The organism is Nonomuraea sp. NPDC050478, from assembly GCF_044458265.1.
Classification (GTDB): domain Bacteria; phylum Actinomycetota; class Actinomycetes; order Streptosporangiales; family Streptosporangiaceae; genus Nonomuraea; species Nonomuraea ferruginea.
Window position 1 is genome coordinate 424002 of record NZ_JBITHT010000007.1, and the last position, 24026, is coordinate 448027.

At 73.4% G+C, this 24026-nt stretch carries 24 protein-coding genes; 15 read left to right on the forward strand and 9 right to left on the reverse strand.

Translation table 11 applies throughout. The annotated features are described in order from the left end of the window. The first annotated feature begins 81 nt into the window (after nt 1–81). Genes ACIBF7_RS34790 through ACIBF7_RS34830 form a run of 9 tightly spaced genes read left to right on the forward strand, consistent with a single transcriptional unit; the run spans nt 82 to nt 9958 of the window. Entirely contained in the window at nt 82–1713 is a 1632-nt protein-coding gene (locus ACIBF7_RS34790) for a carbamoyltransferase C-terminal domain-containing protein (RefSeq protein WP_364230674.1), read from the forward strand. Further along, on the forward strand, nt 1710–2681 hold the full coding sequence (locus ACIBF7_RS34795; protein ID WP_397199038.1) for a glycosyltransferase family 2 protein: 972 nt from the start codon (nt 1710–1712) through the stop codon (nt 2679–2681). Before ACIBF7_RS34790 ends, ACIBF7_RS34795 begins: the two co-directional genes overlap by 4 nt. Then, a complete protein-coding gene (locus ACIBF7_RS34800) occupies nt 2678–3712 on the forward strand; it encodes a glycosyltransferase family 9 protein (RefSeq protein ID WP_148031395.1) in 1035 nt (344 codons plus the stop codon). Before ACIBF7_RS34795 ends, ACIBF7_RS34800 begins: the two co-directional genes overlap by 4 nt. Beyond that, a complete protein-coding gene (locus ACIBF7_RS34805) occupies nt 3709–4896 on the forward strand; it encodes a glycosyltransferase (protein WP_397199039.1) in 1188 nt (395 codons plus the stop codon). Before ACIBF7_RS34800 ends, ACIBF7_RS34805 begins: the two co-directional genes overlap by 4 nt. Before the next feature lie 2 nt (nt 4897–4898). Continuing rightward, entirely contained in the window at nt 4899–5447 is a 549-nt protein-coding gene (locus ACIBF7_RS34810) for an SIS domain-containing protein (RefSeq protein WP_397199040.1), read from the forward strand. Then, nucleotides 5444–7465: a PfkB family carbohydrate kinase gene (locus tag ACIBF7_RS34815; RefSeq protein ID WP_397199041.1), complete on the forward strand. Its 2022-nt coding sequence runs from the start codon at nt 5444–5446 to the stop codon at nt 7463–7465. Before ACIBF7_RS34810 ends, ACIBF7_RS34815 begins: the two co-directional genes overlap by 4 nt. Further along, a complete protein-coding gene (locus ACIBF7_RS34820) occupies nt 7462–8136 on the forward strand; it encodes an SDR family oxidoreductase (protein ID WP_271278386.1) in 675 nt (224 codons plus the stop codon). The genes ACIBF7_RS34815 and ACIBF7_RS34820 overlap by 4 nt, the downstream gene beginning before the upstream one ends. Continuing rightward, nucleotides 8127–9002: a glycosyltransferase family 9 protein gene (locus ACIBF7_RS34825; protein ID WP_397199042.1), complete on the forward strand. Its 876-nt coding sequence runs from the start codon at nt 8127–8129 to the stop codon at nt 9000–9002. The genes ACIBF7_RS34820 and ACIBF7_RS34825 overlap by 10 nt, the downstream gene beginning before the upstream one ends. Beyond that, on the forward strand, nt 8999–9958 hold the full coding sequence (locus tag ACIBF7_RS34830) for a UDP-glucuronic acid decarboxylase family protein (protein ID WP_271278388.1): 960 nt from the start codon (nt 8999–9001) through the stop codon (nt 9956–9958). Before ACIBF7_RS34825 ends, ACIBF7_RS34830 begins: the two co-directional genes overlap by 4 nt. Here ACIBF7_RS34830 and mshC read toward each other — a convergent pair. Genes mshC through ACIBF7_RS34855 form a run of 5 tightly spaced genes read right to left on the reverse strand, consistent with a single transcriptional unit; the run spans nt 9955 to nt 13868 of the window. Then, entirely contained in the window at nt 9955–11178 is a 1224-nt protein-coding gene (gene mshC, locus ACIBF7_RS34835; protein WP_397199043.1) for a cysteine--1-D-myo-inosityl 2-amino-2-deoxy-alpha-D-glucopyranoside ligase, read from the reverse strand. The genes ACIBF7_RS34830 and mshC overlap by 4 nt on opposite strands. A 10-nt stretch (nt 11179–11188) precedes the next feature. Beyond that, complete coding sequence (locus ACIBF7_RS34840; RefSeq protein ID WP_148031388.1) at nt 11189–11839, reverse strand: NRDE family protein; 651 nt, start codon at nt 11837–11839, stop codon at nt 11189–11191. 23 nt (nt 11840–11862) lie between these two features. After that, entirely contained in the window at nt 11863–12627 is a 765-nt protein-coding gene (locus tag ACIBF7_RS34845; RefSeq protein WP_148031387.1) for an SCO1664 family protein, read from the reverse strand. Beyond that, nucleotides 12624–13172, reverse strand: coding sequence for a DUF3090 domain-containing protein (locus tag ACIBF7_RS34850; protein ID WP_397199044.1), 549 nt, complete (start codon nt 13170–13172; stop codon nt 12624–12626). The genes ACIBF7_RS34845 and ACIBF7_RS34850 overlap by 4 nt, the downstream gene beginning before the upstream one ends. Nucleotides 13173–13181: 9 nt before the next feature. Further along, a complete protein-coding gene (locus ACIBF7_RS34855) occupies nt 13182–13868 on the reverse strand; it encodes a histidine phosphatase family protein (RefSeq protein WP_148031385.1) in 687 nt (228 codons plus the stop codon). A 65-nt stretch (nt 13869–13933) separates the two neighbouring features. On the opposite strand from ACIBF7_RS34855, the gene ACIBF7_RS34860 reads away from it, so the two are divergent. Together ACIBF7_RS34860 and ACIBF7_RS34865 are read left to right on the forward strand one after the other, a co-directional pair. Continuing rightward, nucleotides 13934–14881: an aldo/keto reductase gene (locus ACIBF7_RS34860; protein WP_148031384.1), complete on the forward strand. Its 948-nt coding sequence runs from the start codon at nt 13934–13936 to the stop codon at nt 14879–14881. A 124-nt stretch (nt 14882–15005) separates the two neighbouring features. Next, entirely contained in the window at nt 15006–15887 is an 882-nt protein-coding gene (locus ACIBF7_RS34865) for a hypothetical protein (RefSeq protein ID WP_397199045.1), read from the forward strand. A 3-nt stretch (nt 15888–15890) separates the two neighbouring features. Here ACIBF7_RS34865 and fabI read toward each other — a convergent pair whose 3' ends face one another. Both fabI and fabG read right to left on the reverse strand, forming a co-directional pair. After that, complete coding sequence (gene fabI, locus ACIBF7_RS34870) at nt 15891–16655, reverse strand: enoyl-ACP reductase FabI (RefSeq protein ID WP_148031382.1); 765 nt, start codon at nt 16653–16655, stop codon at nt 15891–15893. 1 nt (nt 16656) lies between these two features. Then, nucleotides 16657–17352: a 3-oxoacyl-ACP reductase FabG gene (gene fabG / locus ACIBF7_RS34875; RefSeq protein WP_148031381.1), complete on the reverse strand. Its 696-nt coding sequence runs from the start codon at nt 17350–17352 to the stop codon at nt 16657–16659. A gap of 77 nt (nt 17353–17429) precedes the next feature. Between fabG and ACIBF7_RS34880 the strand changes: the two genes are divergently transcribed. Next, the gene (locus tag ACIBF7_RS34880; RefSeq protein ID WP_148031380.1) at nt 17430–18923 is read left to right on the forward strand and encodes a TldD/PmbA family protein; all 1494 of its coding nucleotides are present in this window, start codon (nt 17430–17432) and stop codon (nt 18921–18923) included. After that, nucleotides 18920–20290 carry a metallopeptidase TldD-related protein gene (locus tag ACIBF7_RS34885; RefSeq protein WP_261808518.1) on the forward strand — a complete coding sequence of 457 codons (1371 nt, stop codon included), beginning with the start codon at nt 18920–18922 and terminating at the stop codon, nt 20288–20290. The genes ACIBF7_RS34880 and ACIBF7_RS34885 overlap by 4 nt, the downstream gene beginning before the upstream one ends. Here ACIBF7_RS34885 and ACIBF7_RS34890 read toward each other — a convergent pair. Then, the gene (locus ACIBF7_RS34890; RefSeq protein WP_397199046.1) at nt 20274–21275 is read right to left on the reverse strand and encodes a linear amide C-N hydrolase; all 1002 of its coding nucleotides are present in this window, start codon (nt 21273–21275) and stop codon (nt 20274–20276) included. The genes ACIBF7_RS34885 and ACIBF7_RS34890 overlap by 17 nt on opposite strands. Before the next feature lie 819 nt (nt 21276–22094). Between ACIBF7_RS34890 and ACIBF7_RS34895 the strand changes: the two genes are divergently transcribed. Next, a complete protein-coding gene (locus ACIBF7_RS34895; protein ID WP_397199047.1) occupies nt 22095–22898 on the forward strand; it encodes a nucleotidyltransferase domain-containing protein in 804 nt (267 codons plus the stop codon). Between the two features lie 383 nt (nt 22899–23281). Here ACIBF7_RS34895 and ACIBF7_RS34900 read toward each other — a convergent pair whose 3' ends face one another. Beyond that, the gene (locus tag ACIBF7_RS34900; protein ID WP_148031377.1) at nt 23282–23494 is read right to left on the reverse strand and encodes a dodecin; all 213 of its coding nucleotides are present in this window, start codon (nt 23492–23494) and stop codon (nt 23282–23284) included. A gap of 99 nt (nt 23495–23593) precedes the next feature. Between ACIBF7_RS34900 and ACIBF7_RS34905 the strand changes: the two genes are divergently transcribed. After that, complete coding sequence (locus ACIBF7_RS34905; protein ID WP_148031376.1) at nt 23594–23908, forward strand: DUF3099 domain-containing protein; 315 nt, start codon at nt 23594–23596, stop codon at nt 23906–23908. Nucleotides 23909–24026: the final 118 nt, after the last annotated feature.

A 24026-nucleotide genomic window follows, 5' to 3' on the forward strand; every position in this document is an offset into this window, starting at 1 on the left:
TGCCCATTTCAGCGAGGGGGGTGTGTTTGAGGAGCGCTCCTCTCGGTAGCCGTTCTCCTAATCTTCGCAGGAAGGGAACCGATGAGATTTCTCGGCATCAACGCGATCTTCCATGACCCCGCGGCGGCCCTGGTCGTGGACGGGAGGGTGGTCGCCGCCGCGGAGGAGGAGCGGTTCAGCCGGCGCAAGCACGGCAAGCGCCCGCTTCCGTTCTCCGCGTGGGAACTGCCGGAGCAGGCGGCCGCCTGGTGCCTGCGGGAGGCGGGCATCGGCCCCGAGGACGTCGACGCGGTGGCCTACTCCTACGATCCCGCCCTGGTCGAGCAGCGCCCGGACGGCGACTGGGAGGACCTGCGGACCCGCTACGCGGTACGCGCCCCGCTGTTCCTGTCCACGGCGCTGCCGGGGCTGGACGCGGCGCGGGTGCGGTTCGTGCCGCACCACATCGCGCACGCCGCCTCGGCGGGGCTGGCCTCGCCCTGGCGCGACTGCGCAGTGCTGGTGTGCGACGGCCGCGGCGAGAACGTCTCCCACCTGGCCGGCCGCTACACCGGCGGCGAGCTGGAGGTGCTGGCCGCCCAGCCGCTGCCGCACTCGCTCGGGCTGATGTACGAGGACGTGACCGAGCACCTGGGATTCCTGCGCTCCTGCGACGAGTACAAGGTGATGGCGCTCGCCTCGTACGGGCGGCCGCGGTTCCTGGAGGAGCTGCGCGAGCTCGTCTACGCGACGGGCGACGGGGGCTTCCACGTGACGCCGATCGAGTGGGGCGGGTACGCCAAGGCGCTGCGCAAGGGCGAGCAGTGGACGGACGACCACGCCGACCTGGCGGCCAGCGTGCAGGCCCGGCTCGAAGAGGTGCTGCTGGACCTGGCCCGCTGGCTGCACGAGCGGACCGGCGAGCGGCGGCTGGCCCTGGCCGGCGGGGTCGCGCTGAACTGCGTGGCCAACACCCGGCTGCTGGCCGAGGGGCCGTTCGACGAGGTGTGGGTGCAGCCGGCCGCCGGCGACTCCGGCACCGCGCTGGGCGGGGCGCTGCACCTGGCCCAGGTGCACGGGGAGCCGGCCGCCCCGATGAGCACCGCGGCGCTCGGCCGCGGCTTCACCGACGAGGAGCTCGGGGCGTGGCTGGACGTGGCCCGCGTCCCGTACACGCGCCCCGCCGACCTGGCGGCGGCGGTGGCGGACGAGCTGGCCGCCGACCGGCTCGTCGCCTGGTTCCAGGGGCGGTCGGAGTACGGGCCGCGGGCGCTCGGGCACCGCTCGCTGCTGGCCCACCCGGGGCACGCGGCCAACACCGAGCGGCTCAACGACGTCAAGGGGCGGGAGCAGTTCCGGCCGATCGCGCCCATGGTGCTGGAGGACCGGGCCGCCGCCGTCTTCGGCCGGGGGCCGGTGCCGTCGCCGTACATGCTGTTCGTGCACGACGTGCTCCCCGGCTGGCGTGAGCGCGTCCCCGCCGTGGTGCACGTGGACGGGACCGCCCGGGTCCAGACCGTCTCCCCCGCCGCCGATCCGCTGATGGCGCGGGTGCTGGCCGAGTTCGAGGCGCGGACCGGGCTGCCCGTCGTGGTCAACACGAGCCTCAACACCGCCGGGCGGCCCATGGTGGACGACCCGCGTGACGCGCTGGAGTGCTTCGGGTCCTCGCCGGTGGAGGTGCTGGCCCTGGGGCCCTACCTGATACGGCGGGGGGAGGTGTTCGCGTCGTGATCACGGTGGTGATCCCCACGATCGGGCGGCCGAGCCTGCGCGCCACGCTGGCCGCGCTGGCGGACGTCCCGGTCGTGGTGGCCGACGACCGGCCGGGCGCCGCCGAGCCGCTGGAGGTGCCCGGCGGCGTACGGGTCGTGCGTTCGGGCGGGCGCGGGCCCGCGGCGGCGCGCAACGCCGGCTGGCGGGCGGCGGACACGCCGTGGGTGGCGTTCCTGGACGACGACGTGGTGCCGTCGCCCGGCTGGGCGCGCGCGGTCTGGAAGGACCTGATGGACCTGCCGGAGGACGTGGGGGGCAGCCAGGGGCGGATCACGGTGCCGCTGCCGTCCGGGCGACGGCCCACCGACGGCGAGCGGCACACCGCCGGGCTGGTGGACGCCGACTGGCCGACGGCCGACATGGCCTACCGGCGCTCGGCGCTGGAGCGGGTGGGCGGTTTCGACGAGCGGTTCCCGCGCGCCTACCGGGAGGACGCCGATTTGGCCCTGCGCGTGCGGCGGGCCGGTTACCGGCTGGTCAAGGGGGCGCGGGTGACGGTGCACCCGGTGCGCGACGACGGTTTCTGGGCCAGCGTCAGGTTCCAGCGCGGCAACGCCGACGACGCCCTGATGCGCCGCCTGCACGGGCCGGCCTGGCGCGCGGCGATCGGCGTCCGCGGGCGCCTGCGCGGCCACGCCCTCACGACGGCCTTCGCCGCCGCCGCTCTCGCCCTGGGCACCGCCTACAGCCTGACCGCTCACCAGGCCGCCTTCTCCCGTTGGAGGCGCGTCAGAGGGCCGGCGGGGGCCGGGGCCTGGCTGGCGGGGGCGGGGTGGGTGCTCATGACCGGGGAGTTCGTGTGGGCCCGGGTGCGGCCGGGGCCGCGGAGCCCCGGCGAGGTGGCGCGGATGGCCGTCACCGGCGTGCTGATCCCACCGGTGGCCTGCTGGCACCGGCTCAGGGGGGAATGGGAGGTGCGGCGATGAGCGCTCCGCGGGTGCTCGTGGCGCGGCTCGACGACGCCGGGGACGTGCTGCTGGCCGGCCCCGCCGTGCGGGCCGTGCGCGGGCGGGCGGGCGAGGTCGTCTTCCTGGCCGGCCCCCATGGCAGCGCGGCCGCCGGGCTGCTGCCCGGGGTGGACCGGGTGGTGGAGTGGCGGGCGCCGTGGATCATGAGCGAGCCGCCGCCCGTGACGCGGTCCGAGGTGGACGCGCTCGTCCGGGAGGTACGCGGCTGCGAAGAGGCGCTGATCCTGACCTCGTTCCACCAGTCGGCGCTGCCGCTGGCCCTGCTGCTGAGGCTGGCAGGGGTAGGGCGGATCGCCGCCATCAGCGACGACTACCCGGGCTCGCTGCTCGACGTGCGCCACCGGGTCGACGAGAGCGTCGACGTGCCGGAGGCGGAGCGGATGCTGGCGCTGGCCCGCGCCGCCGGGTTCGAGCTGCCGCCCGGCGACGACGGCAGACTCGCAGTTCGACAGCCACTTCCGGATATCAGCCGAGAAACAGGGCAATTGCTCAATGTCGGCGGCGTTGCCGACAAAGGCGCGTATGTCGTGGTGCACCCGGGGACCTCCGCTCCCGCCCGGACCTGGCCCGCAGAGAGGCATCGCCAGACCGTACGAGAGCTGGTCCACGACGGGCACCAGGTCGTGGTCACCGGCAAGGAACGCGATCTCACCGCCTTCGTCGCCGGCGAGGACGCCGTGGACCTCGGCGGGCGGACTTCGTTCGCCGAACTCGCGGCCGTCCTCCAGCGTGCCGGGGTGCTCGTGGCGGGCAACACCGGCCCGGCACATCTGGCGGCGGCGGTCGGCACGCCGGTGGTCAGCCTGTTCGCCCCTGTCGTCCCCGCCGAGCGGTGGGCCCCGTACGGCGTGCCCACGGTGCTGCTCGGTGACCAGCACGCGCCCTGCCGGGCGAGCAGGGCGCGCGTCTGCCCGGTCCCCGGGCACCCGTGCCTGTCGCAGGTGACGAGTGAGCAGGTGGTCAAGGCAGTGAGGGAGCTGACGCAGTGAAGATCGATCTCATCTCGGAGCACGCCGACCCGCTCGCCGCGATCGGCGGCGTGGACTCCGGCGGTCAGAACGTGTACGTGGCCGCGCTGGCCACCGCGCTGGCCGCGCGCGGCCACTCGATCGTCGTGCACACCCGTCGCTCCCACGCCGCCCAGCCCTCGTCGGTGCGGCTCTCCCCCCGCATCACCGTCGAGTACGTGCCGGCGGGCCCGGCGGCCCCGGTGCCGAAGGACGAGCTTCCCCCGTACATGCCGGAGTTCACCGACCGGCTGGCCGACCGCTGGGCGCTGCGCGCCCCCGACGTGGCGCACGCGCACTTCTGGATGAGCGGGCAGGCGGCGCTGCAGGCGGCGGACGGGTTCCCGGTGGTGCAGACGTTCCACGCGCTCGGCACGGTGAAGCGGCGCTGGCAGGGCGGCGCCGACACCAGCCCCGCGCACCGCGTGGCCACCGAGCGGGCCATCGGCCGGCGCGCCGACGCGGTGCTGGCGACCTGCGGCGACGAGGTCACGGAGCTCGTCGCGATGGGCGTGCCCGAGCGGCGGATCACGGTCGTGCCGTGCGGCGTCGACCTGGAGACGTTCTGCCCGGACGGGCCGGTGGCGCCGCGCACGGAGGGGCCGATGGTGCTCAGCATCGGCCGGCTGGTGCCGCGCAAGGGCGTCGACACGGTGATCGCGGCGCTGCGCCGGCTGCCCGGCGCCGAGCTGGTCATCGCGGGCGGGCGAACCGACGACGAGGAGGCGGTGCGGTTGCGCGAGCTGGCCGAGGGCTACGGGCTGGCGGACCGGGTGCACGTGATCGGCAGCGTGCCGCGCGAGCACGTCCCGGCGCTCATGCGCGCGGCCGACGTGCTGGTCACCGTGCCGTGGTACGAGCCGTTCGGGCTGGTGCCCGTGGAGGCGATGGCGTGCGGCGTGCCGGTCGTGGCGTCGGCGGTCGGCGGCCACCTGGACACCGTGGCCGGCTGCGGGCTGCTGGTGCCGCCGCGAAGGCCGAGAGCGCTCGCCAGGGCGCTGAAGGAGGTGCTCGGCAGACCGGACATGCGCCGGGAGATCGGCGGGGCCGGCGCACGCCGGGCCCGGGAACGGTACGGCTGGCCGCGCATCGCCGAGCAGACCGAGGCCGTGTACACGCAGGTGATCGACGGACAGCCGCGCCGTCTCGCCGCGCTGGGGGGGTAATCATGGACACGCATCTGGAGAAGCTCCGCACGGCCCTGACCAGGGTCGACGACCACGCCACCACGATCCGCGCCTGGGGCGGCAAGCTCGGGGGCGTGCTCGCGGCCGGGGGCAGGCTGCTGGCCTGCGGCAACGGCGGGTCGGCGGCCGAGGCCCAGCACCTGACGGCCGAGCTGGTCGGGCGGTTCCGCGCCGACCGGTCGCCGTACGCGGCGATCCCGCTGCACGCCGACACCTCGTCGCTCACCGCGATCGCCAACGACTTCGGCGCGGACGAGATCTACGCCCGCCAGGTGCACGCGCACGGCCGTCCGGGCGACGTGCTGATCTGCCTGTCGACAAGCGGCCGCAGCGCCAACGTGCTGGCCGCGGCGCGGGCCGCCCAGGAGCGCGGAATCCTGTCGTGGGCGCTGACCGGGCCCGCGCCGAACCCGCTCGCCGACCTGTGCGACGACGCGGTCGCCGTGCCCGCCGACGAGACGGCCACGGTGCAGGAGGTGCACCTCGCCATGATCCACATGCTCTGCGACGCGGCCGAGGAGGCCCGGTGACGGATCCACGGCGGGGCCGGGACGTCCATCGCGGTCCCCCGCCGCCGGGTCCGCTGGTCGTGATCGGCGACACGCTGCTGGACGTGGACGTCGACGGCGAAGCCGTGCGGCTCTGCCCGGACGCGCCGGTGCCGGTGGTCGACGTGACGGCCGAGCACGCCCGTCCCGGCGGGGCGGGGCTGGCGGCGCTGCTCGCCGCCCGTGACGGCGCCGACGTGGTGCTGATCACCGCGATCGGCGACGACCCCGCGGGGCGCCGCCTGTGCGGGCTGCTGTCGGCCGAACTGGAGCTGGTACGACTCCCGCTGCGGGGCGAGACCGTACGCAAGACCCGCGTACGAGCCGGAGGCCAGACACTCCTGCGCCTGGACACCGGCGACGGAACCGCCCCACCCTTCCCAGAAGCGCCCACAACCGGACCCGCCCACCAGGACGAAGTCCCACCACGAGAAGCCCCCGAGACCAGAGACGCGCACTCTGACCTCTTCGACCACCACGCCCGACCCGCCGACGACCACACACCCGCCACAGATCAAACCCCACAAGACACAGACAGCCACACCATCGCCGCAGGCGAAAATCCGCAGCACGCGAACGTGACCGCCTCCAACCCACACACGCTGGAACCGAATCCAACCGCCGCAGGCGGAAACACAACCACCGACCCACACACCCCGGAGCCGGACCCAATTCTCGCGAAGGGAAACGCTAGCGACGCAGACGTGATCGTCACAGGCGGAAACACGACCGCCGACCGACACACCCGGGAAGGGGGCCCAACCGCCACCAACAGAAGCGTGCGCGACACCGAACTGACCGCCGCAAGCGGAAGCGGGAGTGCCGCCAACCCACACACGCCGGAATCGGACCCAGCCTCCGCTGACGGAAACACGCGCGACACGGTCGTGACCGCCGCAGGCGGAAGCGTCAGTGGTGCCGAACGACACATGGGGGAGTTCGGGCCGGATGCCGGCGTCCAGGGCGTGACGGCCGAGGGCGTGGATATGGCCGCCGTAGGGGGACATCTGGCCGCTGTGGATGGGTATGCGCGGGCGGTTGAGGTGGTTGCGGGGGCGGGGGCGGTGCTGGTGGCGGATTACGGACGGGGGGTGGCGGCGGTGGCGCGGGAGTTGTTGCGCGGCTGTGCGGCGCCTGTGGTGTGGGATCCGCACCCGAGAGGCGTCAGGCCGCCCCGGGGATGCGCGCTGATCACGCCGAGCGAGGCCGAGGCCAGGTTGCTGTGCCCGGGCGAGTTCCCGGGCGCCGACCGGGCGGCGCGCGCCATCCGGGAGGAGCTGGACGCCGGCGCGGTCGTGGTCACCCGGGGCGCCGGGGGCGCGTCCCTGGCGCTGGCCGACGGCACGATGCTCAAGATCCCGGCGCCGGTCCGGGCGAGCGGCCAGGACCCGTGCGGCGCGGGAGACAGGCTGGCCGGGGCCGCGGCGCTCGCGATGCGGGCCGGGGCCGGCGTGGCGGAGGCGGTGATCACGGGCGTCGGCGAGGCCTCGCGGTTCGTCGCCGGCGGCGGCGCGGCCGCCGTCCGCGTCCAGGAGCAGGAGCTGGGCGACCGGCCGCGCACCGCCGTCGAGGTGGCCGAGCTGGTCCGGGCGTCCGGCGGCCGGCTGATCGCCACCGGCGGCTGCTTCGACCTGCTGCACGCCGGGCACGTCAGCCTGCTGCGTCGGGCCCGCGCGCTCGGCGACGCGCTGGTCGTGTGCGTCAACTCCGACGAGTCCGTGCGCAGGCTCAAGGGCCCGTCGCGCCCGATCGTGGACGTGACCGGCCGGGTCGAGGTCCTGCGCGCGCTGAGCTGCGTGGACGCGGTGCTGGTGTTCGACGAGGGCACTCCGGTCCGCGCGATCGAGCTGCTCCGCCCCGACGTGTGGGTGAAGGGCGGCGACTACGAGGGCGGCACGCTGCCCGAATCCGAGGTCCTGGCCGGCATCGGCGCCGAGACGGTGGTGCTGGACCTGCTGCCGGGACGTTCGACAACCAATCTGATCAAGGAGATCCGATGAACGTACTGATCACGGGGGGCGCCTCGGGCCTCGGCCTGGCCACCGCGGAAGCGGTCGAGAAGGAGGGCTGGCGATCGTTCGTCGTCGACGTCCGCGAGCCGAGCCAGCGCTTCGAGCACGCCACCGCGGACCTGGCCGATCGGGAGCAGGCCGAGCGCGCCGTCCGCGAGCTGGCCGAGCGGGCCGGCGGGCTGGACGCGGTCGTCACCGCGGCCGGCATCGACCGGTGCGGGCGGCTGGAGGACGTGCCCGCCGACGACTGGGAGCAGGTGGTCAAGGTCAACCTGCTCGGCACGGCCTCCGTCGTGCGGGCCGCGCTCCCGTACCTGAAGAGGTCGCGCGGCCGGATCGTCACCTGCGCGTCCACGCTCGGGCTGCGCCCGCTGAGCGACGCCTCGGCCTACAGCGCGTCGAAGTTCGGCGTGGTCGGGCTGACCCGGGCGCTGGCGGTCGAGCTGCGCGGCGAGGTGGGGGTCACCCTGCTGGTGCCGGGCGGCATGCGGACGGGCTTCTTCGACGGACGGCCCGAGCAGTACAAGCCCGGCCCGGAGGCAGGGCTGAACGACCCCGCGGACGTCGCCCAGGCGATCGTGTTCGCGCTGGGCAGGCCGGTCGGCTGCGAGATCAGGGAACTCGTCGTCTGCCCGGACACGGAGACATCATGGCCCTAGAACTCCTGGTGCTGCGCGGGCTGGGGCTGGGCGACCTGCTCACCGCCGTGCCCGCGCTGCGCGCGCTGCGCCAGGCGCATCCGGAGCACCGGATCACGCTCGCCACCCCGGCCTATCTCGGCCCGCTGCTGCCGCTCACCGGCGCGGTGGACGAACAGATCGACGTGTCCGGGCCCGGCCCGGTGCCGTTCGAGCGGCCGGACCTGGCGGTCAACCTGCACGGCCGGGGCCCGCAGAGCATCGAGGCGCTGCGCCGTACCGAGCCGGGACGGCTGATCAGCTACGAGACCGGCCCGCCGTGGCAGGACGGCGTGCACGAGGTGCGGCGCTGGTGCGACCTGCTGAGGTGGTACGGCATCCCGGCCGACCCGCAGGACCTCACGCTCGGCGTCTCCGACCGTACGGGGCCGGCGATCGTGCATCCCGGCGCCGCCTACCCGGCCAGGCGCTGGCCGCCGGAGCGGTTCGCGAAGGTGGCGGCGCTGCTGGACGACGACGTGGTCGTCACCGGCAGCGCCGAGGAGGCCGGGCTGGCCAGGAGGGTGGCCGAGCTTGCCGGGCTGCCGGCGGATCGGGTGCTCGCCGGCCGCACCGACCTGGCCGAGCTGATCGAGCTGGTGAGCAGGGCGCGCCTGGTGGTGTGCGGCGACACCGGCGTGGGCCATCTGGCGACCGCGTTCTGCGTGCCGTCGGTGGTGCTGTTCGGGCCGGTCTCCCCTGCGCAGTGGGGGCCGCCGCCCGGGTGGCGGCACGTGGCGCTGTGGGCGGGCAGCCGGGGGGACCCGCACGGCGACCAGCCGGACCCGGGCCTGCTGAAGATCGAGGTATCCGAGGTCGTCGACGCCGCGATGGAGGTCACGTCATGAGGGCGCTGGTCACCGGAGGAGCCGGGTTCCTCGGCTCCCACCTGTGTGAGCGGCTGCTGGACCGGGGGGCTGACGTGGTGTGCATGGACAGCTTCCTCACCGGCGGGCCGCGCAACGTGGAACACCTGGTCGACCGTCCGTCGTTCCGCATCATCGAGTGCGACCTGACCGGCTACGTGCACGTCGCCGGTCACGTGGATCTGGTGCTGCACTTCGCCTCGGCCGCCTCGCCGGCCGACTACCTGCGCTACCCGATCGAGACGCTGCGCGTCGGCAGCGTCGGCACGCTGCACGCGCTCGGGCTGGCCAGGGAGAAGGGGGCCAGGTTCGTGCTGGCGTCCACCAGCGAGGTGTACGGCGACCCGCTGGAGCACCCGCAGCGCGAGACGTACTGGGGGAACGTCAACCCGGTGGGGCCGCGCAGCGTCTACGACGAGGCCAAGCGCTTCGCCGAGTCGCTGACCACGGCCTACCGCGACTCGCGCGGCACCGACACCGGCATCGTGCGGATCTTCAACACGTACGGTCCGCGCATGCGGCCGTTCGACGGCCGTGCCATCCCGACGTTCATCCGGCAGGCGCTGACCGGCGAGCCGATCACCGTCACCGGCGACGGCTCGCAGACCCGGTCGATCTGCTACGTGGACGACACGGTGTCGGGCGTGCTGGCCATGGCCGAGAGCGACTTCGACGGCCCGGTGAACCTCGGCAACCCGGACGAGCTGACCATGCTCGACCTGGCCACCATGATCAAGGAGCTGACCGGGTCGGCGTCGCCGATCGAGTTCGTCGAGCGGCCGGAGGACGACCCGAAGGTGCGCCGGCCGGACACCACGCTGGCCGCCGAGCGGCTCGGATGGACGGCGAAGGTGCCGGCCGGTGAAGGGCTGCGGCGCACCATCGAGTGGTTCGCCCGCGAGCTGGACGGTCACCGGCCGGCCCGGATGACGGTCTAGAGCGCCACGCCGAGCAGGGCGTCGGCCAGGTCGCGGACCAGGGCCGGCGCCGCCCGGTCGCTCCCGCCGCCGTCGAGTGCCTCGCCGGCCCACCGGTCGACGGCGGCCACGGCGCCGGGGGCGTCGAGGTCGTCGGCGAGCCGGTCGCGCACCTCGGCCAGCAACGCCTCCGCGGGCGGCCCGGCGGTCACGGCCACGGCGGAGCGCCAGCGCTCCAGCCTGGCCTCGGCGTCGGCGAGCAGGTCAGGGGTGTAGTCCCAGTCGGCGCGGTAGTGCCTGCACAGCAGGACGAGCCGGACCGCCATCGGGTCGTGCTCGGCCCGCAGCTTGGAGACGAACACCAGGTTGCCCCGCGACTTGGACATCTTCTCGCCGTCGAGGCCGACCATGCCGGCGTGCGTGTAGAAGCGGGCGAACGGCCACTCGCCGGCGGCCGCGTACCCCTCGGAGGCGCCGCACTCGTGGTGCGGGAAGATCAGGTCGGAGCCGCCGCCGGCCACGTCGAAGCCGGAGCCGAGGTTGTCGAGGGCGATCGCGGTGCACTCGACGTGCCAGCCGGGCCTGCCGCGGCCCAGCCGCGAGTCCCAGGCGGGCTCGCCGGGCCGCTCGGCCCGCCACAGCAGCCAGTCGAGCGGGTCTCGCTTGCCGGGCCGCTCCGGATCTCCGCCCCGCTCGGCGGACAGCTCCAGCATCCGCTCCCGCGAGTAGCCGGAGACCTCGCCGTAGCGGGGGGCGGCGGACGCGTCGAAGTAGACGTCGCCGTCGAGGGTGTAGGTGACGCCGCGCTCGGCCAGCTCGCCGATCAGCTCCGCCACCCGGCCGACGACCTCGGTGACGGCGACGTACTCGCGGGGCGGCAGGATGCGCAGCGCCTCCATGTCGGCGCGGAACAGGTCGATCTCGCGCTCGGCCAGGCTCTGCCAGTCGACGCCGGTCTGCTCGGCCCGCTCCAGCAGCGGGTCGTCGACGTCGGTGGCGTTCTGCGTGTAGTGGACGGTGTGGCCGGCGTCGCGCCACATGCGGCCGACCAGGTCGAAGGCGAGGTAGGTGTTGGCGTGGCCGAGGTGGGTGGCGTCGTAGGGGGTGATGCCGCAGACGTACATCCTCGCGGTCGGCCCGGGATCGGTCTGCCGGACCTGCCGGGACGCGGTGTCGTAGAGCCGCAGGGGGACGCTCGCGCCGGGGAGCCTGGGAACGTTGGGGGCGGACCACGATTTCATGTCTTCGAGCCTATCCGTGCTGATCAGCGGTCATGTCGGTGAACTCGTACGTCACGCCGTCCGGCGCCAGCGTCAGGAGGGTGACGCTGAGGGAGGCGAAGACGCGGCCGTCGGGCAGCTCGTGCCGGACGATCAGCGCGTCGGGGGCGTCGGAGGGCGGGTCGCGGAGCGGCTCGTGCCAGTCGGCGTCGCCGGCGAATCTCGGCAGGTTGGTGGTGACGCGCTCGTGGCCGGGGTCGAGCCCGGTGTTGACGATCACGCTGGTGCCGTCGGGCAGCTCGGCGGCTTCCAGCCGGTGCCCGTCCCAGCTGAAGACGCGGGCCCCGGACAGGCCGGCGAGCACCAGGTGGAACGGGTCGTAGCGGGTCAGGTCGACGTCCGGCATCTCGCCGGAGGAGACCGCGAGCAGCGGCAGGTCGCCGCGGGAGAGCTTGCTGATCTCGGGGGCGGGCAGCCCGCGGCCGTTCAGCAGGGCGGCGGCGCGGCGGGCCTGCCGGTCGACCGCGAGCCAGGTGCCGCCCGCCTTGAGGTCGCGCCCGCCGACGACACCGGGATGGTCGGGCCAGTGTTCGGCCGGGCCTTCCCACGGGCGGTCGGCGAACTCGTCCCTGATGCCCATCAGGGTCAGGGGCCGACCCGTTCTCACGATCACCGTGCACATGCGGCAAAGCGTACAAAACTGCTCTAGATGGGCGGCCAGGGGATGGCAGGCCAGCCCTCGAAGGGGTACGGGTGCACGCCGGTGTCGAGCAGCCGCCGCACCCGCTTCCAGGTCGCCTCGACCTCGGCCGTCGTCAGCAGGTCGCGCAGCTTGCGGCCCAGCGAACCGGAGTCGAGGTCGCGCTCCAGCTTGGCCAGCACGCCCACCGCCTCGCGCGACAGCGGCTTGCCCCGCCACTGCCACAGGACCGTGCGGAGCTTGTCCTCCACCGCGAAGCAGACGCCGTGGTCGACCCCGTAGACGTGGCCGGTCGGCAGCGGCAGCAGGTGGCCGCCCTTGCGGTCGGCGTTGTTGACCACCGCGTCGAAGATCGCCATCCGGCGCACCACCGGGTTGCGGCTGCGCACCAGCCGCATCAGGTCGATCTCGCGCTCGGTGTCGATCCACAGCTGGCACATGCCGGGCCCGAACGGCCCCTCGCGGTAGACCGTGGGCGGCACGATGTGCCAGCCGGTCGCCTGGGAGACCTCGTAGGCGGCGACCTCGCGGGCGGCGAGGGTGCCGTCGGGGAAGTCCCACAGCGGGCGCTCGCCGCGTACCGGCTTGTAGACGCACGCGACCGCGCGCTCGCCCAGCCTGACCGTGCAGTAGAGGGTCATGTTGGTGGCTTCGACGAGGCGCCCGGCCATCTCCAGGCGGCCGTCACGGAGCAGCTTGAGCGTCTCCTCCTCGTCCATGGCCGAGGGGAGGGCAGGCCTGACGGCGGGCTCGCTCTCCGGAGCGGTCATGAAGCCGCCTCACCTCCGCGGTAGCCGTTGAGACGTACGCACACGTGCCCCTCGGCGTCGAGCGGCTGCCCGCAGAGCGGGCAAGGCGGGCGGCCCGCCGCGACGATGTCCAGCGCCCGCCGGGTGAAGGCCCTGGCGGCGCCGGCGCTGATGCGGACCCGCAGCACCGCGGGCTCGGGCGCCCCGAGGTCTTCCTCGTCGACCATCTCCTGGGCCTCGATGACCACCTGCGACCTCTCGGGGTCCCACGCCAGCGCCATCGTGCCGACCCGGAAGTCCTCGGCGACCGGGACGTCGAGCGGGCCCTCGTCGGTCAGCTCGGCGGGGGCGATGGCGGGCACCTGGGCGGTGCCTCCGCTGCGCCGCAGCACCTCGTCGAGCAGCTCTTCGAGCCTGCCCGCGAGCGCGGCCACCTGCAGTTTCTCCAGCGCGACCGTGGTCAGTCTGCCCTCGGCCCTGGCCTGGAGGAAGAAGGCGCGCGCGCCCGGCTGGCCGAGGGCGCCCGCCACGAACCTCTCCGGCGGGTCGTAGTCGAAGACCGGCATAGCCTGACCTTACGTGGTCCCGGGCCCGCCGCCGACGGCGGCATCGCTCCCGGTGGAGTTTTCTCCCCCGTCTTTCTCCTCCGAATCCTCAGAAAGCTTCAATTCCCCCATATCGTTAAGTTTGAGAACAAAGGGACGCAAGGGGGCATAGCGAATAACGGTGAGAGCGGCCGGATCAGCGGTTATCCGCTGAAACTGATCGAGGTGGAGCCCCAGCGCGTCCGCGACGATCGCCTTGATCACGTCTCCGTGACTGCACGCCAGGTAGACAGCCTTCTCCCCCAGACGTCGATTCCAGCCCCGGATGGCGGCGACGGCGCGGTGTTGCATCGCGGTCATCGCCTCCCCGCCGGGGAAGACCGCCGCGCTCGGGTGGGCCTGCACCACCGGCCAGAGCGGATCCTTGGCCAGTTCCTTGAGCTCGCGCCCGGTCCAGTCGCCGTAGTCGCACTCCAGCAGCCGCTCGTCGGTCTCGACGGGCAGGCCGCGGCCCGCGGCGACGGCCTCGGCGGTCTCGCGGCAGCGCTCCAGCGGGCTGGAGACGATGGCGTCGAGGCGGACGCCGGCGATCCGCTCGGCCAGCGCGGCGGCCTGCGCCCGGCCGGCGTCGCTGAGGTGAACTCCAGGTGTGCGGCCGGCCAGGACCGGCCCCGTCAGATCGGTCAGCCCGTGACGGGCCAATAGCAGCGTCGTCATCCACCCAAGTGTCGCAGGCGTCTGTCGCGGTGTTTCACGGCCCCGAGCGGTAATCTGGCGGGATCATGGAGCAGCGTTATGTCGGCCGCAGCGGCCTGTCGGTGTCCCGGCTGGGCCTCGGCACGATGACGTGGGGGCGTGACACCGACGCCGACGACGCGGCGGCCCAGCTCGGGATGTTCCTCGACGCGGGCGGCACCCTCGTCGACACGGCCGACGTCTACACCGGCGGCGACGCCGAGCGGGTGCTCGGCCGCCTGCTGCGCGACCAGGTGCCGCGCGAGGAGCTGGTGATCTCCACCAAGGCCGTGGTGACGCCGATGGGCCACCGGCAGCGCGACGCCTCCCGGCGCCACCTGATCGCCGCGGTCGACGCCTCGCTGAGCCGGCTCGGCGTCGACTACGTCGACCTGTGGCAACTGCACACCTACGACGCCGAGGTCCCGCTCGACGAGACGCTGGCCGCGGTCGACACCATCGTCTCCTCCGGCCGGGCGCTCTACGCGGGCGTGTGCGACTACACCGGCTGGCAACTCGCCGCGGCCTCGGTGACGCAGCGGGTGATCCCGGGCCGGGCGCCGATCACCTCGGTGCAGACCGAATACTCCCTGCTGGCCCGCGACGCCGAGCGCGAGCTGCTGCCCGCCGCCCACCACATGGGCGTGGGCGTGCTGGCCTGGTCGCCGCTGGGCCGCGGGGTGCTGACCGGCAAGTACCGCACCGGCATCCCCGCCGACTCGCGGGCCGCCACCCCTCACTTCGCCGACTTCGTCCGCCCGTACCTCGACGACAGGAGCCGCAGCGTGGTCGAGTCCGTCGTGACGGCGGCCGAGGGGCTGGGCGTCTCGGCGACGGCGGTGGCGCTGTCGTGGGTCCGCGACCAGCCGGGGGTCGCCTCGGCGATCGTCGGCGCCCGCACGCTCGCGCAGCTCAAAGGCACGCTGCTCGCAGAAGACCTGGAGCTCCCGATCGAGATCCGAGAGGCCCTTGATGACGTCTCGTCCCCCGAATGACGAACGAGAGCCTCGCTCGCGTGTTACTAGTCGATACCGAATCGCAACTTTACCCCGAAAAACCCTGCGTCGTCTGGCCTGTGTCCATAAGGATTTTCCTCGGAAGCGACGCGGGAGGGGACGGATGGGGAGCAGAACCGCGATCTCGGCTGGGATCCTCGCGGTGTCGATGGTGACGCTTCCCGTCGTCGCCGCCGCCCCGGCGGGGGCCCAGGTCCTCGACTGCGAGCACGGCGGGGGCGGCCTGCTCTCGGGCCTGACCGACGGCCTGTGCGACACCGTGGGCGCCGTGACCGGCACGGTCGACAAGCTGACCGGCGGGCTCACCGAACCTCTCACCGAAGGACTCGGCAAGACCACCGACAAGGTGCTCGGCACCGTCGGCGAGGCCGTGCCGACCGCCGCGCCGCGTTCGTCGGCCGAGCCTTCCTCCGACGCCAAGCCCTCCGCCAAGCCCAAGAAGACCCTGCTGCCCGAGCCGCTCAGCGACGTCTGCCTGCCGGGCCTCGCCTGCGAGGGCGAGGGCCTGCTGGAGGAGACGCTCCGCCCCACGCCCGAGACCACCGGCCGTACGACTGCCGAGCCCGAGCCCGAGCGGGAGCGCGAGGAGCGCCGCCGCGACCCGGACGACCGGGACCGCGAGGACGACCGGGAGGAGGCGGACGCGGCGCCCACCACCTGGCCGACGCAGCCGCCCGCGCGCGAGACGCACTCCGTCGACGGCAGCGAGGAGCCGGTCACCGACGACCCGGCGGCCGACCCCGAAGACCTGCGCATCGACCTGCTGTGGCCGGACCCGTTCACCGACAAGCTGCCCCTTCAGGTGGGCAGGGAGCCGGTGGTGCGGCCGGTGGCGAAGGCCTCCGACGTGGTGGGCACCACGCTGACCGTGGTGCTGCTCGCCACGGCGGTCCTGGCCAGCCGCGTGGTGCAGCAGCGCAGGCGCCGGAGCGAGCAGCACGAGTCGATCCCCTTCGAGCCGGCGGGGCGGCACCGGCTCGCCTGAGGGTCAGCCGCCGATCGCGTGGACGCCGCCGTCGACGTGCACGATCTCGCCGGTGGTGGCCGGGAACCAGTCGGACATCAGCGCCACGCAGGCGCGGGCGGCCGGCACCGTGTCGGCGAGGTCCCAGCCGAGCGGGGCCCTGTCGGGCCAGCTGTCCTCGAACTCCTTGAAGCCCGGGATCGACTTGGCGGCCATGGTGCGCAGCGGCCCGGCGGCCACGAGGTTGACGCGGATGCCGTGCTTGCCGAGGTCGCGGGCGAGGTAGCGGTTGCACGACTCGAGGCCGGCCTTGGCCACGCCCATCCAGTCGTAGACCGGCCAGGCCTTGGTGGCGTCGAAGTCGAGGCCGACGACCGCGCCGCCGTCCTTCATGAGCGGCAGGCAGGCCACCGCGAGCGCCTTGTAGGAGTAGGTCGACACGTGCAGGGCGGTGGCGACGTCCTCCCACGAGGTGTTGAGGAAGTTGCCGCCGAGCGCCGTCTGCGGGGCGAAGCCGATGGAGTGGACCACCCCGTCGAGGCCCTCGACGTGCTCGCCCACCCGGGCGGCGAGCGTGTCGAGGTGGTCGGTGTCCTGCACGTCGAGCTCCAGGACCGGAGCGGGATCGGGCAGCCGCTTGGCGATCCGCTCGACCAGGCTCAGCCGGCCGAACCCGGTGAGGACGACGGTCGCGCCCTCCTCCTGCGCCAGCTTGGCGACCGAGAACGCGATGGACGCGTCGGTCAGCACGCCCGTCACGAGGATCCGCTTGCCTTCGAGTATGCCCACGTCAGTGCCCCATTCCCAGACCGCCGTCGACGGGGATCACGGCCCCGGTGATGTAGGAGGCGTCGTCGCTCGCCACGAAGCGGACGACGCGCGCGACCTCCTCGGGAGACGCCTGGCGCCCGAGGGGGATGTTCTTGACGATCGCCTCGGTGTCGAGCTCGGCCGTCATGTCGGTGGCCACGAACCCGGGCGAGACCACGTTGACCGTGATGCCGCGCGAGCCGTACTCGCGGGCCATGGAGCGGGCGAAGCCGATCAGACCGGCCTTGGAGGCGGCGTAGTTGGTCTGGCCGGCCTGGCCGAGCAGGCCGATCACGGAGGAGACGAGGATGACGCGGCCGCGCTTGAGCCGCATCATGGGCCGGATGGCCCGCTTGGCGACGCGGTAGGCGCCGGTGAGGTTGGCGTCGATGACGTCGGTGAAGGTCTCCTCCTTCATCATCGCCAGCAGGGTGTCCTTGGTGATGCCGGCGTTGGAGACGAGGACCTCGACCGGGCCCTGCTCCGCCTCGACCTTGTCGAAGGCGGCCTCGACCTCGGCCATGCTGGTCACGTCGCACCGGACCCCGAACAGCCCTTCCGGCGGCTCCCCCGAGCGGTAGGTGACGGCGACGGCGTCGCCGGCGGCGGCGAGTTCACGGGCGATCGCGAGGCCTATGCCGCGATTGCCTCCGGTGACGAGTACAGAGCGTGCCATGACACCAGACGCTATCGGCTACCCGCCGGTACCCGCTTATCCGGGGGACACAAGATCACGGGATTAGGATCGTGGACATGCGCCAGATCGACTCCGATTTCCTCGCGCTGCCGCTGCGGCGGCTCGCGGACGCCGCCCTGCAGCGCGCCCGCGACCTGGGCGCCGAACACGCCGACTTCCGGCTGGAACGCGTCCGCGCCGAGACGCTCAGCCTCTACGACGCCCGCCTCGAAGGCGCCTCCGACGCGGACGACCTGGGCTACGCCGTCCGCGTGGTGAAGGGCGGCACCTGGGGCTTCGCCGCCGGGATCGAGCTGACGCCGGAGGCCGCGGCGCTGGTGGCCGAGCAGGCGGTCCGGGTGGCGCAGGTGAGCGCGCCGATCAACCGCGAGCCGATCGAGCTCGCGCCCGAGCCGGTGCACGCCGACGCCACATGGGTGTCGTCCTACGAGGTCGACCCGTTCGAGGTGCCGCAGGCCGACAAGGTGGCGCTGCTGGCCGACTGGTCGGCGGGGCTGCTCAAGGGCGCCGACCACGTCTCGGCCCGGCTGCTGCAGGTCAAGGAGCAGAAGTTCTACGCCGACACGGCCGGCACCACGACCACGCAGCAGCGGGTGCGGATCCATCCGAGCCTGAACGCGATGAAGGCGTCGGAGTCCGGCTTCGACGACATGTCCACGATCGCGCCCCCGGTGGGCCGCGGCTACGAGTACCTCACCGGCACGGGGTGGGACTGGCGGACGGAGCTGGAGGCGCTGCCGCTGCACCTGGCGGAGAAGCTGGCGGCGCCGTCGGTCGAGGCCGGCGACTACGACCTGGTGGTCGACCCGTCCAACCTGTGGCTGACCATCCACGAGTCGATCGGCCACGCCACCGAGCTCGACCGGGCGCTCGGCTACGAGGCCGCCTACGCCGGCACCAGCTTCGCCACCTTCGACCAGCTCGGCGAGCTGGTGTACGGGTCGCCGTCGATGAACGTCACCGGCGACCGCACGGTCGAGCACGGGCTGGCCACCGTCGGCTACGACGACGAGGGCGTGCTGGGGCAGAGCTTCGACATCGTCCGCGACGGCGTCCTGGTCGGTTACCAGCTCGACCGGCGGATGGCGCTGATGAAGGGGCTCGGCCGGTCCAACGGGTGCGCGTTCGCCGACTCGCCCGGCCACACCCCGATCCAGCGGATGGCCAACGTGTCGCTCCAGCCCGCGCCCGGCGGCCCCGACACCGAGGAGCTGATCGCCGGCGTGGAGCGCGGGCTGTTCATCGTCGGCGACAAGAGCTGGTCGATCGACATGCAGCGCTACAACTTCCAGTTCACTGGTCAGCGCGCGTACCGGATCTCCCACGGGAAGCTGGCCGGGCAGGTCCGCGACTTCGCCTACCAGGCCACCACGACCGACTTCTGGCAGTCGATGGAGGCCGTCGGCGGGCCCCGGACCTACGTGCTGGGCGGCGCGTTCAACTGCGGCAAGGGCCAGCCGGGGCAGGTCGCGCCGGTGAGCCACGGCTGCCCGTCGGCGCTGTTCAGGAACGTCCGGATACTCAACACCGTTCAGGAGGGCGGAAAGTGACTCCCCAGCAGATGGTGGAGAAGGCGCTGGAGCTCTCCACGGCCGACGGGTGCGTGGTGCTGGCCGACGAGCAGTCCACGGCCAACCTGCGTTTCGCCGGCAACACGCTGACCACCAACGGGGTGGCGCGCTCCAGCCGGCTCACGGTGATCTCGGTGGCCGGGCAGGGCGTCGGCGTGGTGTCGCGCGCCGCCGTCCGCCCTGACCAGCTCGCCGACGTGGTGGCCGCCGCCGACGCGGCGGCGCGCGACGCGCGGCCCGCCGAGGACGCCCGCGAGCTGGTGTCCGGGGTGCCCGCCAGCCCGTCCTGGGACGAGCCGGTGCCGCCGACCGGCATCGACGTGTTCGCGGACTTCGCGCCCGCGCTCGGCGAGGCGTTCTCGGCCGCCGCGTCGGGCGGCAGGAAGCTGTACGGGTTCGCCGAGCACACGCTCACCTCGACCTTCCTCGGCAGCTCCGCTGGGCTGCGGCTGCGCCACGACCAGCCGACCGGCAGGCTGGAGCTCAACGCCAAGTCCGAGGACCTCAAGCGCTCGGCGTGGACCGGCGTGGCCACCCGCGACTTCACCGACGTGGACGTCGCCGCCCTCGACTCCGGGCTGGCGCGGCGGCTCGACTGGGCCAAGACGCGGGTCGACCTGCCCGCGGGCCGCTACGAGACGCTGCTGCCGCCGACGGCGGTGGCCGACCTGATGGTCTACCTCTTCTGGTCCGCGGGCGCCAGGGACGCCGTGGACGGCCGCTCGGTGTTCGCCAGGCCGGGCGGCGGCACCAGGGTGGGCGAGCAGCTCGCCACGGTGCCCGTGACGCTCTCCAGCGACCCCGCGGCCGACGGCATCGCCTGCTCGCCGTTCGTGACGGCGCACTCCTCCGGCCGCCAGAGCTCGGTGTTCGACAACGGGCTGCCGCTGTCGTCCACCGACTGGATCCGTGAGGGGCGGCTGGAGGCGCTGCTGCAGACCCGCTACTCGGCCGAGCTGAGCGGGCTGCCGGTGACGCCCGCCATCGACAACCTGATCATGAAGGGCCCCGGGGAGGGCCGCTCGCTGGACGACATGATCGCCTCCACCAAGCACGGGCTGCTGCTGACCTGCCTGTGGTACATCCGCGAGGTCGACCCGCAGACGCTGCTGCTGACCGGGCTCACCCGCGACGGCGTCTACCTGGTCGAGCACGGCGAGGTGGTGGGCGAGGTCAACAACTTCCGGTTCAACGAGAGCCCGGTCGACCTGCTGGGCCGGCTGAGCGAGGTGGGCGGCGCCCGGCAGACGCTGGCGCGTGAGTGGGGCGACTACTTCACCCGCACCGTCATGCCCGCCGTGCGGGTGCCGGACTTCAACATGTCGACGGTCAGCCAGGCGAGCTGATCGCCAGCTCGTGCACCCTGCTCCACCGCTGCCCGGTGACCAGCCGGGCGGTGAGGTCGTCCAGGTCGTAGACGATCGACCAGCGGGTGTGCGGCTGCGCCACCCGGCGCAGCAGGTCGAGGGCGTCGGCGCCGGTGCCTGCGCCCTTGGCCAGGGCGCCGTAGCGGGCGTCCGACAGCCGGTCGGCCGGGCTGGTGCCGGCCATGGTGATGTTGGTGAGGATCCGGTCGTCGACGATGTGCAGCCTGCCGCCGCCGTACTCGGCGACGACGGCGCGGCCGGTCCGGTCGGCGATCAGGTAGTGCACCTGCGGCCCGCCGGTGAACTCGACGTCGTAGCGGCGCATCAGCGCGATCGCCTCGTCCACGGTGGCGGCGCGGTCGAGCATCAGCCGGATGATGCGCGTGGTGCCCACCAGCGCGCGGCCCGGCGTCCGTTCGGGCAGCTCGGCGTCGGGCGTCTGGGCCAGTCCGACGGCCAGGCCCTTCTCGTTCATGCCGTCGAACGGCAGCAGCACCGCGTGGCCGAGCCGCCGCCGGTGCCCAGGGTCCGCCAGGTCCGGCCCGCCGCCGTCGAGCACGTACGAGACGTCGGAGACGGAGATCGAGGCGTACGCGCCGGGAGCCTTGGCGTGCACCACCATGGCGGCGTTCGGGTCCCAGTCGAAGTTGCGGGCGAACTCCGGGCCGCCTGCCGACTCGGGGCCGCGGGCGAACAGCGAGCACGCCCAGGCGCTGTCGGGGCGGGCCAGTTCCTCGTCGGTGAGCGGCGCCTCGGCGTCGTAGCCGCCGTGGTAGGTCATCTCGTACATCGGCAGGTCGTCCAGCCGCCGCAGGCTGCCCGCGGTCCGCTCGACCTGGTCCTGGTTCTGCCGTAACACCGGGCTCTCCCCCGCGGGCCGCCGCGCCGCCGGCTCCCCCGCGCACGCCACTGTGGAAGCGACGAGGAGCAGTGCCGTCAACACCCCCGCGGTACGGCTGCGCATGACCGAAGTGTGCCGTCCACTCCCCCCATCTGTCACCCCCTACAAGCCTCTGGTGATCGTTCGCCGCCGAGGAGAGGCATGGCTGGAGCGACCGGATCCGCCCCCTGACGCCCCCGGTCGTCGAGTCGCGTGAATCCCACCCCGACGCCCGCCGTGGATGAGAGGCCGCTTCCGCTCTCCTGACGCCCACCTCGGACGAGGAGAGGCCGCTTCCGCCCCCTGACCGCCCACCGTGAATGAGGAGAGGCCGCTTCCGCCCCCCTGACGCCCACCGCGGACGAGGGGCCGCCCCCGGCCCGACGAGGTCCCTCGATCGCGTAGCGGGTCGGCACGTGATGCGGCCGGTGCCGCGGCGGCCGGACGGCCGACGGAGGTGCGGCCGACGGAGGTGGCTATCGGCCGACCCGCCAGCGCGTCGAGCGCCCACGCGGGCAGGCCGGTGGTGCGGGACCGGCGTTGTCCGCCGGCACCGCGGTTGCGCGGGCGCCGCCGCGCGGTGGTGGCCGCCGAGGCAGCGCCATCGGTACGACGGCCGGCTACGCCCGATGGTCACCGACCTTATGCCCGCCCTTTCCGCCGGAGGGGCGACCGCCGCCGTCCCGCCTCGATGCGTCCCTACGGGGATCCGAAACCGATCGCCGCCATTGCCGGTGGCGGCAGAGCGGTAGTCGACGGGGTTGGGACGGTGGGGGCGCCATTGCGGCCTGCGGGTGGCGGGCGCCGGAGGCTGGTTGAGGGGCGGGTGGGGTGGTGTCAGGGCGGACGTAGGATGGGCACTATTTGATCTTGGATGACCATGCCGGATGGGGAGGGTGGGCGGTGCGGACCGTTGTGGCGGAGATGGCGGAGCGGCTGGTCGAGGTGCCGGGGGTGGTGGGGGTGCTGCTGGGCGGCAGCCGGGCGCGTGGGGAGCACCGGCCGGAGTCCGACTGGGATCTGGGCGTCTACTATCGGGCGCCGCTCGACGTGGAAGGGCTGCGGAAGCTCGCGGGGCCCGGGGTCGAGGTGGCCGGGCCGGGCGGGTGGGGGCCGTGGGTGGACGGCGGGGCGTGGCTGGAGGTCGGCGGCGTGGCGGTGGACTGGATCCTGCGCGACGTCGACCGGGTGCGGCGCGTGTGGGAGGACTGCCGGGAGGGCCGCTACGAGGTGGGCGTCCAGGTGGGGCATCCGCTGGGGTTCTGGTCGCCGTGTTACGCGGGTGAGGTGGCGCTCGGCGCGATCCTCGCCGATCCGCACGGGGAGCTGGGACGGCTGCGGCGGGAGGCCGCCGTGTACCCGGAGCGGTTGCGGGAGTCGCTGATGGGGGCGGCCGAGGAGGCCGGGTTCCTGGTGGAGGTGGCGGGCAAGGGCGTGGGCAGGGCGGACACCCTCTACGTCGCGCTCTGCCTGTCGCGGGCGGTCGGCGTGCTGGTGCAGGCGCTGTTCGCGGCCGAACGGCGGTGGTGCCTCAACGAGAAGGGCGCACTGGCGGTCGCGGAGACACTGCCGGGCGCCCCCGCCGGGTTCGGCCGCCGGGCCCGCGCGCTGCTCGGCGGCCTGGGCGAGACCCCGGAGTCGCTGGCCACGGCGGTGGACGCGGCGCGTGAACTGGTGGCGGAGACGCGGGACGCGCTCCACCGGTGAGTCGATAGCGGAACCCAGGACGCGCTCCGCCCATGAGCCGGCGGCGGAAACCCCCAGACGCGCTCCGCCGGTGAGCTGATGGCGGAGACCTTGGGCACGTTCGGCTGTTGAGCTGGCAGGGAAACCCGGGACGCGCCCGCCGGTGAGCTGATGGCGGAACCCGGGACGCGCTCCGCCGGTGAGCCGGCGGTGGAGGCCCGGGGCGCGCTCGATCTGTAAGCCAGTCAGGACGAGCGGTTCCGCGGGCGGGTGGCGTCCGCCGTCTCGTCGCTGATCGCCCACGGCCGTCGAGCCGCGAGGGCTCGCCCGTCCTACCCGGCCGGGTGGCGTCCGCTGTCCCGTCGCATCGCCCGCGGCCGTCGAGCCGCGGGGGCTCGACGGTGCTAGCTGTCCTCCAGGCGGAAGCCGACCTTCATGCCGACCTGGAAGTGGGCCACCTCGCCCGCGTCGATGTGGCCGCGCACCTCGGTCACCTCGAACCAGTCGAGGTGGCGCAGGGTCTGCGAGGCCCGCCTGATGCCGTTGCGGATGGCCTGGTCGACGCTCTCATGCGAGGTGCCGACGATCTCGGTCACGCGGTACGTACGATCCGTCATCTCCGAATCCTCCTTACTCCAAGGCCATGATCGCATGACCCATAGTGCCGTCCAGGGGCGCTGTCGCCGCCGGCCCGTCCGAGGTCTAACGTGGGGGGTATGAGGAGTTGGCGCAGGAAGCAGGCGGTCCACACGGTCACGGACGCCAGGCCTTCGCTGAGCACCGACATCCGGCGCCGGGAGCGGAGCTACCTCATCAAGATGGGCATCCGCACGATCTGCCTGATCCTGGCGGTGGTGGTGCCGCTGCCGTGGCCGTACAAGCTGCTGTTCATCGCCGGTGCGGTCTTTTTGCCGTACATAGCGGTTATCGGGGCCAATGAGCGTGGCAAGGACGCCCCACCTCCCACCTTTCAGACCCCGGAAGCTAACCAAAGCGAGATACCGATGCACCGACGCGAGATCGGGTCGTGACTAAGTCTTGACGCATCCCACGGGTTGTAGGTGTACGCTTTAGCCAAGCGCTCCGGTCCCCCGTCGGAGTGCTGGTGCCGGCGTTCCGGGCCCCCGTCGGAACGCCGATGTAGCGACG